Below are 15,876 nucleotides of genomic sequence, written 5' to 3'. Positions count from 1 at the left end.
CCGACACCGGCTGCAGTGCGCATGCGAGACCCAAGAGGTGCGACCGAATGACTGAGTCAGCGAATCCCGGCAGCGGCACTGTGCGCAGGTCATCGCACTTCGTGCCCGGTGCGAACGAGCGCATGCTGGAGAAGTCGATCGCAACGGATGCCGACAGCCTCGTGCTCGACCTTGAGGACGCGGTCACCCCCGACAACAAGGACAGCGCCCGCACCACGGTTGCGGGCTGGCTGGCCGATGTCGACTTCGGCGCCAAGGAGCGGGTGGTGCGGATCAACCCGCTCGACACCCCGTGGTGCGCTGCCGATGTCGCCGAGACGATGGTGTCGCCGCCCGACGCCTACTTGGTGCCGAAGGTCAACAACGCAGCAGAGGTCGTCGAGCTCGACAGCATGATCGCCCGCTGGGAGCTGGAGCATGGCCACCCGCCTGGCGGTGTGGTGCTGCTGGTGCTGGGAACCGAAACGCCTCAGGGGTTGCTGAACATCGGCGAACTGGCCCGCCATGACCGGGTGGATGCGCTGAGCTGGGGTGCCGAGGATCTCTCCGCGGCCATGGGCTCGAAGGCCAACCGGGACGCCACAGGCGCCTACCTGCCGGTGTTCGAGTACGCCCGGGTGATGTGCTTGGTGGGCGCCACGGCGTGGGGCAAGCAGCCGCTCGACACGGTGTTCGTGGACTTCCGCGACGACGAGGGGCTCGCCGCTGAGTGCGCCACGTCAGCCGCTATGGGTTTCACCGGCAAGATCACCATCCATCCCGCCCAGATCGACATCGTCAATGCCGCGTTCACACCGAGCGATGCCGAGATGGCCGACGCCCGCGAGCTGCTCGGAGCATTCGCCGAGGCCGAGGCCGCCGGGCTCATGGCATTCGCCCACAAGGGCCAGATGGTCGACGTGCCCCATCTCACCCGGGCCCGCAAGATCGTCGCCACAGCCGAAGCCATTGCTGCACGGTCGTAACCGCGTCGCAGGCCAGCACTAAGCGGCCCCAGACGGGGTGCTCAGCGAAGTGCTTCGGTGGCCTGGGCCAAGCGACGGCGAGCCATCCGCAACGAGCGCTCCACCTCATAAAGCTCCACGCCGACATCCTCGTTCGGCGTGCCCATCAGCTCATCGGCAGCCTGTGCCACGCGGTTGCCCAGCTCACCGACAGCGGTCTCGATCGACGACAGCTCAGCAGCGCTGATCACCCGCGGCACGCTAGCGACACCTTCGCTCAACGGGGTTCAAGCAGGTGGGATTCGCGCGACGACGATCGGACGCTGCGGAATGACCTTGCCGTCGTGAAGGTAGTAGGCAATGAAACGACCGTCAGGCGACCATTGAGGTGCGACTATGTCGGCGGCTTGAAAGATGTCTCCGGTATAGCGGACCACCGTTCTGACCTCGTCGTTGTCGAGGTTGAGCACCTTGATGTAGCTCTCCCATTGACCGTTCTTCAATGGAGCTTTGCCGACCAGTGCGATTCGGCAGCCATCGGGTGACCACGCATACCCGGAGAACTTGATGCGGCTCAGAGTGACTGGCCAAACCGGCTTCCAGTCGGATCCGTCATCTTGTACCGTCGCAACACCTCCGCCGTCCCCAATCGAGACGCGTTCGCCGTCATGGGTCCAGTAGTGACTGCGGCCAAAGAACGCGCGAGTTTCTAGGTTGACTTCATTGCCGCCGTCGTCATCGATGATTGCGAGATGTCGCTTGGCAAAGAACTCTTCTGGCTCCTCCCACAGATCGATCCGCCGGAACAGGATCCGTCGGCCATCTGGAGACCATCTTGGCGCATAGTCCTGCGAGATCGAATTGGTCAGTTGGACTTCACCGGATCCATCGGAGTTGATGACGTGGAGGTGGGCCACCACTTCCATGTACAGCTCCTGACCGGTAAAGCGGGAAAACGCAATGCGCGTGCCGTCAGGCGACCACGCGGGGAATGAACCACGTGTCAGCTTGACCCGATTGCCGCCGTCGATGTCTGCTGTCCAGATCTCCCGGTTGTGCTGGTAGGCGATGCGGCGACAGTCAGGCGACCAAACAGGAAGGATCGCATCGACGTCGTCGATAATCGCCTGGGGCTCGCTGCCAACCTCGAGGTTGCATTGGACGCCAACAGTGGTTCCGCCGACGAGATAGTCGTCGATGGCGGCGTCTGAGATAGCGGCGTTGCCGCCGAATATGTGAACGTCCATGGTGTCGTCGCCGCTTGGCGCGATCACCGAGCGCGCCGAGTTGAGATAGCGGACCGTCGCCGCTGGGATTGCGTCGGGGTCGGCGAGCAGCAATGGGGTGCACAGACGGGCCAGCAGCGGCGCAGCGCTGAATGCGTCGAACGGCACGTGCCCGCGCGCCAAGCCGGCACGGCGCTCGGTGAAGCACGTGAGGCTGAAGCGCCGGACGGCAAACTTGGCAGCTTCTACTGCAGTCTCGTAGCGGGTCGCGCCGGCGAGGCGGGTCACCTTGATGCCAAGTGCGGTGATGTCGTTCTCGATCACTTGGTGCAGCGCCGCCTCGCCACCCATCAGCACAACATGCTCGATGTCTTTCTCGGTCAGGTAGCGGGCCACATCGCGCCGGAAGATCTCCGGCTTGGTCAGCAGAATCGGATGGGATCCTCGCGCCGCGATAGCGCCGGCGACGAGCGCGTCAGCAAAGACCCTGCCATTGGCGACGATCGCAGTGCGGCCCAAGCCCCGCATGTCTCCGGGCGTGCCGAGCCGGCGCGCAGCAGCGACCGAGGTTGCGTACTGGTCGGGCCGGGTGATCCGCTCGGCCGAGATGCCGAGTTCTTCGAGGCCGGCCACGACGGTCGGCCCGACACCCTCGGTGTCACTGTCGGCGCCGATGATCAGGGCCTTCGAGACGCCCGTGCGTTGCAGGAAAGCGGCGGCATCGGGTCGCAGCTCACCCGAGGGCGTCGACAGCACGGGTGCCCCGAGCGAACCGGCGAGTGGGGCTGCGACGACCGCATCAGTCCAATTGCGGCCCGAGACCATGACCACCCAGTTCAAGCTGCCGTCAGCATCGGCCGCCACTGCTTCCGCTACGCGCAGCGAGGTTGCGTAGCGGTCTGCGCCTCCGTAGCGCTGTTCGTCGATGTCAGCTAGCTGTGGCACGGCGCCCGCAGCAGCAACTGGCAGAAAGACAGTTGCTGCCGTGACGACCGTCGCCATGAGCACTGCACCAATCGCCCTCAGTGTTCTCCGGCATATGAAGTCTGCGTACAGGCCGTAGGCGCGGTGAAGTTCGTGCTGACGACTGCCAGGGTCCTGGAGGAGATGCCGAGGGATGTCGATCATCTAGGGGCCGGTACGGGAGCAACATATGTTCGTGCTGCGTCGCCCTGGTGAGTATTGCGCTCGTACATGATGCTTCGGCCGTCGGGAGCCCATTGCGGGCTTCTGATGATCGTGAAGGTTCCCCTGAACGACTCGCGGACTGTGTGGCTGACATAGCGAACGACTTCGGCCATCTCGCCGTCGAGTGAAGCGATGGTGAGCGTCCGGTCGTTGCGCATGCCGTCGCTGTACGTGTCGTCCTCGACGAACTCGAACGTGGTGTATGCGAGGGCGCCGCTGTCCGGCGACCACGAATGACCGTTTGGCGAGTACTCGGAGGCGATCCTGCGCTGCTTCTCGCCCTCGGGATCCATGATCCACAGCTCCTGGTTGTTGTCATACGCAATCCAGCGACCGTCCGGCGACCAAGCTGGGAAGTGGTCTGCCGCATCGCCGCGAGTGAGCGCTCGCACATCACTACCGTCTGCGTCCATCACGGCGATATACACATCGTCATAGTTCTGGTAGCGATGCCGGTTCTCCGGGTGTCCCCGGGAGAAGGCAATCCGCTTGCCGTCCGGGGACCAACTTGGAGATCTGTCAGTCACGTCACCCGACGTGAGTTGCCGTTCTCCTGTCCCGTCGGCATTGATGACGAATATGTGGTTGATCGGTTCCCCGTGACGAAACCGGCCTCCGTATCTGACAAAGGCGATTCGAGTGCCGTCCGGTGACCAAGCTGGCGAGCCGTCTTCCTCGTCACCCGGATAACCGGCGGTCAGTCGTATTCGGCCGGTTCCATCGGTTCGCGCCGTCCACAGCGCCTCCTCGATGTCGAGAAACGCGATCCGTTTGCAGTCCGGCGACCATGCGGAATGGCGAGAGAACATGTCGCCGAGTACTGGCACGGGCTCGTTGCCGAGGCCCGGAACGCACTGGCCTTGAGGTCGGAGCCTGCCTCCCTCGGTGCCCAGCGGGTCAGCGAGATAGTTGTCGATGGCTGCCCGCGATACGGCTGCGTTGCCGCCGAACACGTGCAGGTCGGCACTTCGAGGTGTGCTCGCTCGAATCTTGAGGGCACTATTGAGGAACTCGGCGGTCGAGCGGGGAACGGCATCCGTGTCAGCCAGCAGCAGCGGGGCACACAAGCGGGCGAGCAACGGTGCTGCGCTGAACGAGTCGAACGGAACGTGGGCACGCGCCAACCCGATGCGCCGGGTGCCGAAGCATCCGTTCCCGTAACGGCCGTCGATGAGCTTGGCGGCCTCGACGGCGGTCTCGTAGCGAGTGGCTCCCGCGAGCCGTGTCACCTCGATGCCGAGTTCGGTGATTGCGTCCTCGATCACTGGGTGCAAGGCCGCCTTGCCTCCCATCAGCACGACGTGCTCGACTTCCTTGTCGGTCAGGTAGCGGGCCACATCGCGCCGGAAGATTTCCGGTTTGGTCAGCAAGACAGGGTGTCCGCCCCGTGCGGCGAAGGTGCCGGCGACGAGCGCGTCAGCGAAGACCCTGCCGCTGGCCACCACAGCGGTCCGGCCGAGAGTGCCCATGTTCCCGGGAGTGCCGAGTCTGCGGGCGACGGCGACGGAGTTTGCGTACTGGTCGGGACGGGTGACTCGTTCGGTGGAGATGCCGAGCGTCTCGAGTCCCGCCACAACTGTGGGTCCGACGCCGTCGGTGTCGCTGTCGGCGCCGATCAGCACGGCCTGCGAGACGCCGGTGCGTTGCAGGAACCGCGCGGCATCGGGTCGCAGCTCGCCGGGCGGCGTGGCCAGCACCGGGGCGCCCAGCGATCCAGCGAGCGGCGCGGCGACGACGGCATCGGTCCAGTTGCGGCCCGACACGATCACCACCCAGTCCAGGCTGCCACCGGCATCGTCGGCGACAGCTTCTGCGACGAGCAGCGACGTGGCGTAGCGGTCGGCGCCCCCGTAGCGCTGCACGTCGACCTCGTCGAGCTGATCAACCGCCCCCGCTGTCGAGACGTGCATGACCGCGCCGCCCGCGGCCATCAGGAGAACCACCAGTGCCAGCCGCGTCCTGTGCATCCACTCAACGTAGGCGCCGCGCTTCCTGCGGGTGGCAGCAGGTCGGCGGCGGGTGGGAATTCACAGCAGTGGCGAACCAGGGCGCAGGTACCCTCAGCGCGGTGCTGGAGCGGCTGGATCTGCGAGGTCGGAGCAATGACCTGACTGATCTGCTGCCGCGCCCGCAAGCTGGCGATTCGGTGTCGCAAGATGCCGTCCGGCAGCTGATTGCCCAGGTCAGGGACGGCGGGGACGCAGCTGTTCGCGAACTAACTGCCCGCTTCGATGGCGTCGATGTCGCCGACACGCTGGTGCCGGTTTCGGAGCTGTCTGCGGCATGGGACAGCCTGTCGCCCGGTTTGCGTTCGGCGATGGAGACCGCCCACCGGCGCATCTTGGAGTTTCACCAGGCCGAGGCCGCCATCGGTCATGTCTATGAACGTGACGGCGTCGCGGTTCGGTCGGTCAGCCAGCCGGTGGATCGGGCCGGCATCTATGTGCCGGGTGGCCTCGCTGCCTACCCGTCCACCGTGCTGATGACGGTGCTGGTTGCCCGCGCCGCGGGCGTCGACGACATCGTGCTGTGCTCACCGCCGGGTCCCGATGGCAACCTCGCGGCTCCGGTGCTGGCGGCGGCGCACCTGTGCGGGGTCACCGAGGTGCACCGGGTGGGCGGCGTGCAGGCGGTAGCAGCGCTCGCCTACGGCACCGAGACGATACGGCCCGCCGATGTCGTTGCCGGTCCCGGCAATGCCTGGGTGGCCACCGCCAAGCAGCTCGTTGCCGGTGATGTGGGCGTGGCCTCTGCGTTCGCGGGGCCGTCGGAGATCATCGTGGTCGCCGATGCGACCTGCCCGCCGGCAGCGGCCGCAACCGACGTGGTGCTGCAGGCCGAGCATGGCCCAGGCGGGCGCGCCTGGCTGGTCACGTGGGATGAGAAGTGCGCCGAGGCAGTCTGCGAGGCCATTGGCCAGATCGTCGACCTGTCGCCCCGCCGCGAGGAGACGCTGGCCACGCTGGAGGCCGACGGGTTCGTGTGTCTCGTGGACGGGCCGGCGCAGGCTGCCGACGTCGCCAACTTCGTCGCACCGGAGCACCTCCAGCTCATGTGCGAGGGCGCCGAGGAGCTCGTGGGCAGCATCCGCCATGCGGGTGCGGTGTTCATCGGGCCGTGGGCGCCCGCATCAGTAGGCGACTACGTGGCGGGGCCCTCGCACGTGCTGCCCACCGCCGGCACAGCGCGCTTCGCCGGCGCGCTCACCACCGACGACTTCACCAAGCGCATGCACGTTGTGGACGTGTCCGAAGCCGGCTTCGACCAGCTTGCGCCGGCAGTGGCCGAGCTGGCCGAGGCCGAGGGCCTGTGGGCGCACGCCGCCTCGGTGTCGCGCCGCAAGGAGTGGTCAACCTCCGGAGTGCGGCCGTGAAGCCGCCGGTGCGCGATGACCTGCGCCTGCTTGACGGCTACCACTCGCCCCAGATCGACGTGGACGTGCGGCTCAACACCAATGAGGCGCCCGTGGGGCCGCCGCCGGAATTCGCTGACGCTCTCGCTGCGGAGCTGCGCAACGTCGAGTGGCACCGCTACCCCGACCGCACGGCCGCTGCCCTGCGGGCCGATCTCGCCAAGCTGGCGAGCACCGAGCCGGAACGCATTTTCGTCGCCAACGGCTCCAACGAGGTGCTGCAGACGCTGTGCCTGACCTACGGAGGGGCAGGCCGCAGCGTGGCCACCTTCGAGCCCACCTATGCGATGTACGGCCAGATTGCCCGCAGCACGCAATGCACTGTCGTGGAAGGCGAGCGTCACGCCGACGGCAGCGTGAGCGTGTATGAGCTGGAGCGAGTGATCGAGCGGCACCGGCCGTCGATCGTGTTCCTGTGCTCGCCCAACAACCCCACCGGCACGCCCGAGCGCATCGAGGTGCTCAAGCGAGCGCTGGAGATCGCACCCGGTCTTGTGGTGGTCGACGAGGCCTACGGGCAGTTCGCCGACTGGAGCGCCGTCGACCTGTGCGACAGTGCCGGCGGACCCGACAACCTCGTCGTGACGCGCACCTACTCAAAGACATGGGCGATGGCCGGGGCGCGGCTGGGCTACGCCGTCATTCCAGCGGGCATGGCCGCACAGTTCGAGAAGGTGGTGCTGCCGTACCACGTCGACACCTTCAAGCAGATCGCCGGACGGGTGGCCTTGCGCTTCACCGATGACATGGAACAGCGGATCGCCGCGATCGTGTCCGAGCGAGAGCGGATCGAGGCCGCGCTGAGCGGGATGGGCCTCGACGTCTGGCCCTCGCAGTCCAACTTCATCCTGTTCCGCACGTCTCCCAGCGGGCACAGCGGCGACGGCATCTGGCAGGCGCTCGTAGACCGATCGGTGCTCGTGCGGAACTGCTCGGGGTGGCCCCGGCTCGCCGACTGCCTGCGGGTGACGGTGGGAACCCCGCCCGAGAATGATCGCTTCCTTGAGGCGCTGGCTGAGATCGTCTCGTGAACGTGCGATGGCGAGGGTGCGAAACCTGCGTCGGGGCCGCAGGCTGATGTGGCCGAATCTGCAACACCCAGAGAGTGCACCATGACTGCTCGAACTGCCACCGTGCAGCGCAACACCAAAGAGACCCAGATCGACCTGACGCTGGACCTCGACGGCAGCGGCCAGAACGACATCTCGACCGGCCTGCCGTTCTTCGACCACATGGTCGCCCAGCTCGCCAAGCACGCTCGCTTCGATCTGTTGCTGCGCACCGTCGGCGATCTCGAGATCGACGCCCACCACACGGTGGAAGACACCGGCATCGCCCTTGGCGAAGCGATGCGGCAGGCCTGGGGCGACAAGGCCGGCGTGCGCCGCTTTGCCTCCTATGTGGTGCCGCTCGATGAGGCGGCCGTCGAGGTGGTGCTCGACCTGTCGGGCCGGCCGTTCCTGCACTACGACATCGAGCCGCCCGGCGAGAAGATCCTGGGCGACCCGCCATTCGACCCCCAGCTCTGCGAGGAGTTCTGGCGTGGCCTGGTGATGTCGGCAGGCATCACCCTGCACCTGGTGATGCTGCGCGGCCGCAACACCCACCACATCATCGAGGCCAGCTTCAAGGGCGCCGCGCGGGCCTTCTACGACGCCATCCGCGTCGCCGACGACGTGCTGCCCTCCACCAAGGGCGTCCTGTGAAGGACGTCATGTGAATGGCGATCGTCCTCTCGTAGCGGTCCTCGACTACGGCATCGGCAACCTGCGGTCGGCGCAGAAGGCACTCGAGCGAGTCGGCGCCGACGCCCGCTTGACTGCCGATGCCGGGCTGATCGCCGACGCCGCCGGTGTCGTGCTGCCAGGCGTGGGGCATTTCGGCACCTGCATGGATCAGCTGCGGGCGACGGGCCTGGAACAGCCTGCGCTCGATGCCATCGAGAGCGGGCGTCCGTTCCTGGGCATCTGCGTGGGCATGCAGATGCTGTTCGAAGCCTCCGAGGAGGCACCAGGGGTCCCAGGCATGGGCGTGATGCCCGGCACGGTGCGACTGCTGCCCGACGGCATCGTGCGCCCGCAGATGCAGTGGAACCGGCTTGATGTGCAACGCCCAGGCTGCCCATTGCTGGCCGGACTGACCGACGGCGCCTGGATGTACTTCGTCCACAGCTATGCGCCCGACACAGACGACAGCTTCGTGGCGGCGACCTGCGACTACCCCACGCCGATTACCGCTGTCACTGAGCGCGGCCGGCTGTGGGCCACCCAGTTCCACCCGGAGAAGTCCGGCGATGCCGGCAAGCGGCTGGCACAGAACTTCCTCGCCGCAGTGAGGGCCGACCAATGCCGCCGGTGAGCTTCGATCTGTATCCCGCGATCGACTTGCGTAACGGGCGCTGCGTGCGCTTGGTGCAGGGCGACTACGACCGCGAGGTGCGCTATGACGCCAACCCGGTCGAGGTGGCGCACGAGTTCGCAGAGGCGGGCACCCGCTGGATCCACATGGTCGATCTCGACGCTGCTCGCACGGGTGAGCCGCAGCCGCAGAACCGGGCCGTGATCCGGTCGGTCGTGGCCGCGGTGGGCGACGCCGGTGTGCACGTGCAGGTCGGCGGCGGCGTGCGCAGCCGTGAGCGCGCCGAAGCCCTGTACGACGCGGGAGTCGCCCGATGCGTGGTGGGCACCGCTGCGATCGAGAACCCCAATCTCGTGGGGGAATTGACCTCCGCCGGTCACCGCATCGCAGTGGGTCTCGATGTGCGGGGCACCGAGGTGGCCACCCGCGGCTGGGAGCACCAGAGCGGGGTCAGCCTCGGCGATGCCCTCACCCGGCTGGCCGGCAGCGGCGCTGAAGCGGTGATCGTGACGCAGATCGCCAACGACGGCATGGGCGGCGGGAGCGACCTTGCCGGGCTGCGGGAGGTGCTGGATGCGCCCCAGCGGCCCCCGGCGATGTCGGTGATCGCCAGCGGCGGCGTGGGCTGCCTCGCCGACATCGCCGACCTGCGCGACCTGCGCTCGCCGCACGGGCACACGCTCGCCGGGGCCATCGTGGGCAAGGCCCTCCATGACGGCGTGATCTCGCCCGTCGCCGCGGTGGTGGTGGCCCGCGGCAGTGCAGAGGTAGACGAGCCCGGCCCGGGGCCGGGCCAGTGACCGGGGCACCCGCACGAGAGGCTGAGCCGACATGAAGACCGTGCGGGTCATCCCGTGCCTCGACGTGGACGACGGGCGGGTAGTCAAGGGCGTCAGCTTTGTCGGACTGCGCGACGCCGGCGACCCGGTCGAGCTGGCGGCTGCGTACGACCGCCAGGGCGCCGATGAGATCGTCTTCCTCGACATCACAGCGTCAGCGCACGACCGCGACACGATCATCGAGCTCGCCCGTCACACCGCCGAAGAAGTGTTCATCCCGTTCACGATCGGCGGGGGAATCCGCTCAGTCGACGACGCCCGGGCGCTGCTGCGGGCGGGAGCCGACAAGGTGTCGGTGAACTCGGCTGCGGTCGCCCGCCCAGAACTGGTGCGCGAGATCGCTCGTGAGTTCGGCACCCAGTGCGTCGTGGTGTCGGTCGATGCGAAATCGAACGGCGCCGGTGCCGATGGAAGCACCACCTGGAACGTCTATGTCAAGGGTGGCCGGGAAGACACGGGCATCGACGCGCTCGGCTGGGTGCGCCAAGTGGCTGAGTTGGGCGCCGGCGAGATCCTGCTGACGTCCATGGACGCCGACGGCACCAAGGCTGGCTTCGATCTTGAGCTCACACGGGCTGTCGTGGACGCGGTGGAGATTCCTGTTGTTGCCAGCGGGGGAGTGGGCACGTTGCAGCACTTGGTGGACGGCGCCCTCATCGCCAACGCGGATGCCGTGCTGGCGGCCTCGATCTTCCACTTCGGCGAGCACACCATCGCCGATGCCAAGCGAGCACTGCTGGACGCAGGCGTGGCCGTGCGCCCGCCCACTGCCTGATTGATTGCCGGGTTCGGGCGCCGCTAGACGGTTTCAGTCCTGCTCGAAGGCGCCCGCTAGCTTCCCCGCCATGAGCTATCCCGGCACGTATTCGGCGACCGACTCTGACCGTCCAGCGGTGATCATGGCCCGCGACGGCCAGACCCGGACGTTCGGTGAGCTCGAAGCCCGCAGCTGCCGGTTTGCACAGCTCATGTGGGCTGCAGGCCTCCGGCCAGGGGACCACCTGGCGATCTTCGCCGACAACAACATCGGCTACTTCGATGCCTACTGGGCGGCCATGCGCAGCGGCCTGTACTTCACCACGGTCAACCGCTACCTGACGGCCGAAGAGGCCGCGTACATCGTGAACGACTGCGGGGCCCAGGTGCTCGTGGCGTCACCTGCGGTCATCGATGCGGCAACCGAGATGCTGCCGCTCATCGGCGATTGCGGTATACGGCTCATGCTCGACGAAACCGCCGATGGTTTCGACCCGTTCGAGGATGCCATCGCGGCCCATCCCGCCGAGCCGCTGGCTGAACAGCCGCGGGGATCGGCGATGCTCTACAGCTCCGGCACCACGGGCCGCCCCAAGGGCATCAAGCGACCGCTCGATGGCACCTCGATTACCGACCCCGATCTGCTCGGCGTCGGATTGCTGGGCGGCGTCTTCGGGTTCGGAGAGGGCACTCGCTATCTCTCGCCCGCGCCGCTCTATCACTCTGCGCCGTTGTCGTTCACTACGGGCACGCAGTCGGTCGGCGGCACAGCGGTGGTCATGGACCGCTTCGACGCCGCTGAGGCGCTGTCGTACATCGAGCGCCACCGCATCACCCACAGCCAGTGGGTACCGACCATGTTCAGCCGCATGCTGAAACTGCCCGAGGCCGAGCGCACCCGCCATGACCTGTCCAGTCACCAGGTCGCGGTGCATGCGGCAGCGCCGTGCCCCGTCGAGGTGAAGCACCAGATGATCTCTTGGTGGGGCCCGATCCTGCACGAGTACTACGCCGGCACCGAGCTCAACGGCTTCTGCTACGTGAACTCAGACGAATGGCTCGAACGGCCCGGCACCGTGGGCAAGCCGCTCATCGGGGTCATCCACATCTGCGACGACGAGGGCAGCGAGCTGCCGGTCGGCGAGGCAGGCACCATCTACTTCGAGCGCGAGATCCCGGCCTTCGAGTACCACAACGACCCTGAGAAGACCGCCGAGTCGCGCCACGACGATCACGAGCTCTGGTCGACGCTGGGCGATGTCGGGCGTGTCGACGACGACGGCTACCTGTACCTGACCGACCGCAAGGCCTTCATGATCATCTCGGGCGGCGTGAACATCTATCCCCAAGAGATCGAGGACTGCCTGGTGCTGCACCCCAAGGTGGCCGATGCGGCGGTATTCGGCGTGCCCAATGACGACTTCGGCGAGGAAGTGAAGGCCGTGGTGCAGCCGCTCGCCGGCATGGAGGCCGGCGATGCATTGGCGACCGAGCTGCTGGGGTACTGCAGGGAGCACCTAGCGAACTACAAGGTGCCCCGTTCGGTTGACTTCCGCGACGAGCTGCCCCGCCATCCCACCGGCAAGCTCTACAAGCGCATCCTGCGCGACGAGTACTGGGGCGACCGTTCCTCGCGCATCGTGTAAGCCGCGGCGTTACCGCAGGCCGCTGACAAACGCGGCGATCTTCTCGCCGACTGCTCGTGCGTGTCCCATCAGGAAGTGATCGCCGCCCGAGATCACGTCGAGCTGGGTGTTGGCCCAGCCCTCGGTGATCTCGGACGCTTCGGCGGGGGAGCGGAACTGGTCGTGCTCCGGTACGAGGAGCAGCTTGGGCCGAGGATCGGCTGCGGCGCCCATCGACGCCGGGTCGACGATCCGCAACGGCGCGGCAATGCCGATCCATGCCGACAAGCTGTCGTGGCTGGCCGCCAGCGAGACATCGCCGCCGAACGACCAACCAGCCGAGACGACCGGCGGCGCGGCAGTAGTGGACGATCGGTTCGCTGCGAGGCGCACGGCCGCGTCGAATGCCGCCACGGCGTCGAGCCGCTCGGCCTTGCCGTCGTCGTGGCTGCCGCCGGAACGACCGGTGCCCCGGAAGTTGTAGCGCAGTGTTGCGATGCCGCTCGCGGGCAGGGCCCTGAACAGGTGATCGACCAGCGGGTTCCACATGTCGCCGCCGTAGAGCGGGTGCGGATGAGACAGCACAGCCACCGCCGCAGCAGCGCCGTCGGAATTGCCGCCATCGGCCCCAGCGCTCTCGGGCGGCGGCGAGCTGGGCCAGGCTGCTTCGGCCTCGAGCTCGATGCCGTCCGAGGTCACTGCGGTGACAGCGAACGCCTCGACCGTGAAGGGAGGCCCGGGCGCTGACGCGCCACCGGAATTCTCTGCGTCAATCACGCCGGTGAACGGTACCGTGCGGGCGGTGAGCGCTCCTGAGACCAACAACGAGCACGGCGCCGCTGCGGCGACGAAACCTGCTCGTGCCTCGAAGAGCTCGAAGACCGGCAGTCGCCCCAAGCCCGCTGCCAGCAAGCCGAAGCCGTCTGCCCCGCCCGATTCCGACGGCGAGCGCCGGCCCATCAAGATGCTGCACGACCGGTTGCTGGTGCGGCTGCCCAACGACGGCTCGGAGCGGCGCACCAGCGGCGGGATCCTGATCCCGGCAACCGCGCAGCAGAACAAGCGCCTCGTGTGGGGCGAGGTCATCGGCGCCGGGCCGAACGTGAGGACGGCCCAGGAAGGTGACCGGGTGCTGTTCAGCCCCGAGGATCGCCACGAGGTCGAGGTGCACGGCGACGATTTCCTGATCCTGCGCGAGCGGGATGTGCACGCCATCGCTGCGCCGCGCATCGAGCCCGGCAGCACCGGCCTGTACCTGTGATCGTGCGGCCCTGAGCCCGCTTGGACCCATGAGCCCTGAACAGATGACTACGGGCGAGACGCAGTTCCAGACCGGCGGCGGCATCACCATCTCGCTGACGGCATCGACGGTCGACGGCAACGCCGAGATCGAAGACCTCGTCGACCGGCTGGACGAGGCGCGGGGCGTGCTGCTGTCGTCGAGCTACGAGTACCCCGGCCGCTACACCCGCTGGGACATGGGCTTCGCCGACCCGCCGCTGGCCATCACCAGCCGGGCGCAGGACATCTGGGTGAGCGCCCTGAACGAGCGAGGCACGGTGCTGCTGGAGCCGGTTCATGAGGCGCTGGCGGCGCTGGGCAGCGCTGCGGGCATCGTCGACCTTCGTCACGAGGCCGGCGACGGCTCGGGCGCCGTGGTCTGCCGGGTGGAACGGGCCGATCGGCGTTTCGAGGAAGAAGAGCGCAGCCGCCAGCCGTCCACGTTCACGGTGGTTCGCGCCCTGGTGAACCTGTTCTCCTGCGACGACCCGCACCTGGGCCTGTACGGGGCCTTCGGCTACGACCTTGCGTTCCAGTTCGAGCCCATCGCGCTGACGCTGCCGCGCCCGGCCGAACAGCGCGACCTGGTGCTCTACCTGCCCGACGACCTGCTCATCGTGGACCACGAGGGCGGCATCGCGCAGCGCTTCCATTACGACTTCGACGTGAACGGACGCAGCACCGCCGGGTTGGCGGGCGGCGGCGCACGCGTGCCGTACGAGCCCGACTTCGAGCTGGAGGCGAGCTGCGACCACGAGCCCGGCGGCTATGCGGCCGGTGTGCGGGCGGCCCATGAGTATTTCGCCCGTGGCGACCTCTTCGAAGTGGTCACCAGCCAGATGTTCTCCGAGCCCTGCATCGAGTCTCCCGCAGAGCTGTTCCGCCGGCTCAAGGAGCAGAACCCAGCGCCGTACGGGTTCCTGATCAATCTCGGCCCGGCTTCAGCCGGGCGCAATGGGCACAGTGCGGCGGGTGATACGGGCGAGTGGCTCATCGGCGCCTCGCCCGAGATGTACGTGCGGGTCGAGGGCGAGCGGGTGGAGACCTGCCCGATCTCGGGAACCATCGCCCGCGGCCAAGACCCCATCGACGATGCCTCGCAGATCCTGGCGCTGCTCAACTCGGCGAAGGACGAGTCCGAGTTGACCATGTGCACCGATGTCGACCGCAACGACAAGAGCCGCATCTGCATCCCCGGGTCGGTCAAGGTGATCGGCCGCCGCCAGATCGAGATGTACTCACGCCTCATCCACACCGTCGACCATGTGGAAGGGCGTCTGCGCCCCGGCTTCGACGCGCTCGATGCGTTTCTGTCGCACACGTGGGCGGTCACGGTGACCGGCGCGCCCAAAACGGCGGCGATGATGTTCCTCGAGCAGCGCGAACGCACCGCCAGGGCCTGGTACGGGGGTGCTGTAGGCAAGGTGGGCTTCGACGGCAGCCTCAACACCGGGCTCACGCTCCGCACGATCCGCGTCGCCGACGGACATGCGGAGGTGCGGGTGGGGGCCACGCTGCTGTGGGACTCCGAGCCCGACGAGGAGGAATCGGAGACCGAGCTCAAGGCATCGGCGTTCCTCGACGCCATCCGGCGGCCGCGCTCGGCGGCGGCCACAGGGGTTGCCGCTTCGGCCCCCAGCGACCGGCGGGTGCTGCTGGTGGATCACCTCGACTCGTTCGTGCACACGCTGGCGAACTACCTGCGCCAGACCGGTGCCACGGTGGTGACGCGCCGAGCCGGCTTCCCCACCGAGGAGATCAGCGCCGACGACTTCGACCTCATCGTGCTCTCGCCAGGCCCGGGCCGGCCCGACGACTTCAGCATCGGACCGGTGGTGCGGGCCACGCTCGATGCCGGGCTGCCGCTGTTCGGGGTGTGCTTGGGATTGCAAGGCATCGTGGAGTACTTCGGCGGCGAGCTGGGCCAGCTCGCCACGCCCATGCACGGCAAGCCGTCTGCCATCCGCATCCTCGGCGGGCAGCTGCTCGACGGGCTGCCAAAGGAATTCCGGGCGGGCCGCTACCACTCGCTGTTCGCCCGCCGCTCCGAAGTACCCGATTCGCTCGAGGTGACGGCGGTCAGCCTGGACGACGACATCGTCATGGCGGTGGAGCACCGCGAGCTGCCGGTCGCGGCCGTGCAGTTCCACCCGGAGTCGATCATGTCGCTCGATGACGGGGTGGGGCTAGCGCTGATACGCAGCGCCGTGGACCGGCTGGTGCCCGGATGGAGGGCAGGATGACTGT

At 67.5% G+C, this 15,876-nt stretch carries 14 protein-coding genes; 10 read left to right on the top strand and 4 right to left on the bottom strand.

Translation table 11 applies throughout. From position 1 onward, the window contains the following. Positions 1-47 precede the first annotated feature (47 nt). Positions 48-965 carry an HpcH/HpaI aldolase/citrate lyase family protein gene (locus ACOGXD_RS00500; protein WP_419915990.1) on the top strand — a complete coding sequence of 306 codons (918 nt, stop codon included), beginning with the start codon at positions 48-50 and terminating at the stop codon, positions 963-965. Between the two features lie 41 nt (positions 966-1,006). On the opposite strand, the gene ACOGXD_RS00495 is transcribed toward ACOGXD_RS00500, so the two are convergent. The 3 genes from ACOGXD_RS00495 to ACOGXD_RS00485 all read right to left on the bottom strand — a co-directional run bounded on the left by ACOGXD_RS00495 (position 1,007) and on the right by ACOGXD_RS00485 (position 5,325). Next, a complete protein-coding gene (locus ACOGXD_RS00495; protein ID WP_419915989.1) occupies positions 1,007-1,195 on the bottom strand; it encodes a hypothetical protein in 189 nt (62 codons plus the stop codon). Positions 1,196-1,231: 36 nt separating this feature from the next. After that, entirely contained in the window at positions 1,232-3,172 is a 1,941-nt protein-coding gene (locus ACOGXD_RS00490) for a cell wall-binding repeat-containing protein (RefSeq protein WP_419915988.1), read from the bottom strand. 122 nt (positions 3,173-3,294) lie between these two features. Next, on the bottom strand, positions 3,295-5,325 hold the full coding sequence (locus ACOGXD_RS00485) for a cell wall-binding repeat-containing protein (protein WP_419915987.1): 2,031 nt from the start codon (positions 5,323-5,325) through the stop codon (positions 3,295-3,297). Positions 5,326-5,426: 101 nt separating this feature from the next. Here ACOGXD_RS00485 and hisD point away from each other — a divergent pair, with 101 nt between their 5' ends. The 7 genes from hisD (at position 5,427) to ACOGXD_RS00450 (ending at position 12,369) form a co-directional block, all read left to right on the top strand. Continuing rightward, positions 5,427-6,731 (top strand): histidinol dehydrogenase, encoded by a 1,305-nt coding sequence (gene hisD / locus ACOGXD_RS00480; RefSeq protein ID WP_419915986.1) that lies wholly within the window; start codon positions 5,427-5,429, stop codon positions 6,729-6,731. Further along, positions 6,728-7,801, top strand: a complete 1,074-nt coding sequence (gene hisC, locus ACOGXD_RS00475) for a histidinol-phosphate transaminase (RefSeq protein ID WP_419915985.1) — start codon at positions 6,728-6,730, stop codon at positions 7,799-7,801. The genes hisD and hisC overlap by 4 nt, the downstream gene beginning before the upstream one ends. Positions 7,802-7,882: 81 nt before the next feature. After that, complete coding sequence (hisB, locus tag ACOGXD_RS00470; protein ID WP_419915984.1) at positions 7,883-8,476, top strand: imidazoleglycerol-phosphate dehydratase HisB; 594 nt, start codon at positions 7,883-7,885, stop codon at positions 8,474-8,476. A 10-nt stretch (positions 8,477-8,486) separates the two neighbouring features. Then, on the top strand, positions 8,487-9,128 hold the full coding sequence (gene hisH / locus ACOGXD_RS00465) for an imidazole glycerol phosphate synthase subunit HisH (protein ID WP_419915983.1): 642 nt from the start codon (positions 8,487-8,489) through the stop codon (positions 9,126-9,128). Beyond that, the gene (locus tag ACOGXD_RS00460) at positions 9,125-9,928 is read left to right on the top strand and encodes a HisA/HisF-related TIM barrel protein (protein ID WP_419915982.1); all 804 of its coding nucleotides are present in this window, start codon (positions 9,125-9,127) and stop codon (positions 9,926-9,928) included. The genes hisH and ACOGXD_RS00460 overlap by 4 nt, the downstream gene beginning before the upstream one ends. A 31-nt stretch (positions 9,929-9,959) precedes the next feature. Next, the gene (gene hisF / locus ACOGXD_RS00455) at positions 9,960-10,742 is read left to right on the top strand and encodes an imidazole glycerol phosphate synthase subunit HisF (RefSeq protein ID WP_419915981.1); all 783 of its coding nucleotides are present in this window, start codon (positions 9,960-9,962) and stop codon (positions 10,740-10,742) included. Between the two features lie 70 nt (positions 10,743-10,812). Continuing rightward, on the top strand, positions 10,813-12,369 hold the full coding sequence (locus ACOGXD_RS00450; protein ID WP_419915980.1) for an acyl-CoA synthetase: 1,557 nt from the start codon (positions 10,813-10,815) through the stop codon (positions 12,367-12,369). A 9-nt stretch (positions 12,370-12,378) separates the two neighbouring features. Here the strand turns inward: ACOGXD_RS00450 and ACOGXD_RS00445 are convergent, their stop codons facing one another. Then, positions 12,379-13,125, bottom strand: a complete 747-nt coding sequence (locus tag ACOGXD_RS00445; RefSeq protein ID WP_419915979.1) for an alpha/beta hydrolase — start codon at positions 13,123-13,125, stop codon at positions 12,379-12,381. Positions 13,126-13,150: 25 nt separating this feature from the next. Here ACOGXD_RS00445 and ACOGXD_RS00440 point away from each other — a divergent pair, with 25 nt between their 5' ends. Together ACOGXD_RS00440 and ACOGXD_RS00435 are read left to right on the top strand one after the other, a co-directional pair. Beyond that, the gene (locus tag ACOGXD_RS00440; RefSeq protein WP_419915978.1) at positions 13,151-13,609 is read left to right on the top strand and encodes a GroES family chaperonin; all 459 of its coding nucleotides are present in this window, start codon (positions 13,151-13,153) and stop codon (positions 13,607-13,609) included. A gap of 28 nt (positions 13,610-13,637) precedes the next feature. After that, on the top strand, positions 13,638-15,872 hold the full coding sequence (locus ACOGXD_RS00435; protein ID WP_419915977.1) for an anthranilate synthase component I: 2,235 nt from the start codon (positions 13,638-13,640) through the stop codon (positions 15,870-15,872). The last annotated feature ends 4 nt before the right edge of the window (positions 15,873-15,876 follow it).

The sequence above is a fragment of the Candidatus Poriferisodalis sp. genome, from assembly GCF_965204125.1.
GTDB lineage: Bacteria > Actinomycetota > Acidimicrobiia > Acidimicrobiales > Poriferisodalaceae > Poriferisodalis.
This window is presented reverse-complemented; position numbering and strand designations above follow the sequence as displayed.

Excerpts from the sequence above, each read along its gene's own strand:
- ACOGXD_RS00500 (WP_419915990.1), top strand. The coding sequence starts at position 48 with ATGACTGAGTCAGCGAATCCCGGCAGCGGCACTGTGCGCAGGTCATCG.
- ACOGXD_RS00490 (WP_419915988.1), bottom strand. The coding sequence starts at position 3,172 with ATGGCGACGGTCGTCACGGCAGCAACTGTCTTTCTGCCAGTTGCTGCT.
- ACOGXD_RS00485 (WP_419915987.1), bottom strand. The coding sequence starts at position 5,325 with ATGCACAGGACGCGGCTGGCACTGGTGGTTCTCCTGATGGCCGCGGGC.
- hisB (WP_419915984.1), top strand. The coding sequence starts at position 7,883 with ATGACTGCTCGAACTGCCACCGTGCAGCGCAACACCAAAGAGACCCAG.
- hisF (WP_419915981.1), top strand. The coding sequence starts at position 9,960 with ATGAAGACCGTGCGGGTCATCCCGTGCCTCGACGTGGACGACGGGCGG.
- ACOGXD_RS00450 (WP_419915980.1), top strand. The coding sequence starts at position 10,813 with ATGAGCTATCCCGGCACGTATTCGGCGACCGACTCTGACCGTCCAGCG.
- ACOGXD_RS00435 (WP_419915977.1), top strand. The coding sequence starts at position 13,638 with ATGAGCCCTGAACAGATGACTACGGGCGAGACGCAGTTCCAGACCGGC.